This is a genomic window from Sphingomonas sp. BE138, assembly GCF_031456125.1.
Lineage (GTDB): Bacteria > Pseudomonadota > Alphaproteobacteria > Sphingomonadales > Sphingomonadaceae > Sphingomonas.
This window is the reverse complement of the sequence record NZ_JAVDUC010000070.1, coordinates 1-1,653: the sequence shown is the minus strand read 5'-3', so window position 1 is coordinate 1,653 and position 1,653 is coordinate 1. Positions and strand designations below refer to the sequence as shown.

General features: G+C 66.1%; 1 protein-coding gene. It reads right to left on the bottom strand.

Annotation, left to right across the window (positions count from 1 at the left end):
- Positions 1-159: 159 nt before the first annotated feature.
- A complete protein-coding gene (locus J2Y58_RS20895; RefSeq protein ID WP_310107423.1) occupies positions 160-1,590 on the bottom strand; it encodes an IS1182 family transposase in 1,431 nt (476 codons plus the stop codon).
- Positions 1,591-1,653 lie beyond the last annotated feature (63 nt).

Genomic DNA, 1,653 nt, shown 5'->3' with positions numbered 1-1,653 from the left:
GAGACCGTCCGAAAACTCGCTGGTGGTGGGAGCTGTAGGGGTTCTTCGTGGCGAACTGGCGCAAGATGCGACATCCTGGCCTCCATGTGTACGGTGAGGTCGGGATATGCGCGTTGCCTGTCGCCCATTACTTGGCGAGGGCGTGTTCAGTGATATGGTTCAGGCCTGCACCGCCCGGATCAGCCCCGGTACGCCGACGAGGGTGATGGCGCGTCTGAGATTATAGGCGAGCGCCGTCAGGCTGAACTCTGCGCGCACCTTGTCCAGCCCGCGCATCAGGAACGCGCCCTGGTTCATCCACTGCTTGATCGAGCCGAACGGGTGCTCGACCGTGGATTTGCGGATGGTGAGGATGCCGGGGCGCTTGGCCATGCGTGCCGCCATGCGCTCGATGACCGCCTCGTGCTCACCGCGGTTGATGCGCCGCCATCGCCCCTTGGTGCAGCGCGCCTTGATCCGGCAGCCCGCGCAGGCGGCAGGGCTGGAATACTGGACCGACAGATGCCCCCGCGTCACCGACGCGTAGCGTGTGCCGAGCACCTGCCCGCCGGGGCAGTGATAGGCATCGGCCTCGGGATCGTAGCGGAACCGCTCCTTGGGGAATAGGCCGTTGCCGACCGCAGTGCCGCGATGCGGGCGGGGAATGTAGGGCGTGATGCCCGCCGCCTCGCACGCGACGATGTCGTCGCCCGAGTGATACCCCATGTCGGCGACCGCATCGATCCGTTCGACCCCAAGTGCGTCCATCGCCGCTCCGGTAGTGGATGCCAGCAGGCCCATGTCGTTACAGGCGTTGGTGACGTGCTGCTCGACGATCAGGCTATGCTTGGCATCGACCGCAACCTGCGCGTTGTAGCCGACCGTGACCTTCGAATGCGCAACCATCAGGCGCGCGTCGGGATCGGTGAGCGAGATCTGCCCTTCGCCGCTTTCCTCCAGCAGGCCCAGAAGCGCCGCGCTGGCCTGACGCTGTTCGCGCAGCCGGGCGATCTTCGTCGCCAAGGTATCACCGCGACCGGTGCCGGCACCGTCCTCACCACGGTCGATCTCGTCCAGTTCGGCCAGGTAGCGCTCCAGTCGCGCATCCACCGCGGCGAGATACGTCGCGAGCCGCTCGCGGCTGAAGTTGCGCGACCGGCTGTTCACCGCCTTCAACCGCGTGCCGTCCACCGCCAGCAGCTCGCGCCCGAACAGGTCGAGCCTGCGGCACAGCAGGACGAAGGCGCGGAACACCGCCTTGAACGCGGCCCGGTTGTCGCGCCGGAAGTCGGCGATGGTCCGAAAGTCCGGACGCACACCGCGTAGCAGCCAGATCAGCTCGAGATTGCGCGCAGCCTCTGCCGCAAGGCGACGGCTCGACCGCACGCGGTTGAGATAGCCGTACAGGTACAGCTTAAGCATGTCGGCCGGATCGTAACCGGGGCGCCCCGTCGCCTTCGGCTGCGTCCTCCGGAAACCGGCAGCGCCCAGATCGAGGTCCTCGACGAATGCGTCGATGAACCGCACCGGATTGTCTGCCGCCACATAGTCTTCGACCGACGCTGGCAGCAGCAGCGCCTGATCCCGAGCATGTCCCTCGATGTACGCCATGCCAGAAGATTACACTGCCGAGATGCGCACGGGAATCCTGATCCGCGTTTTCAGACGGTCTCG

Bases quoted from the DNA above. Each gene is read 5' to 3' on its own strand.
- J2Y58_RS20895 (WP_310107423.1), bottom strand. From the start codon at position 1,590: ATGGCGTACATCGAGGGACATGCTCGGGATCAGGCGCTGCTGCTGCCA.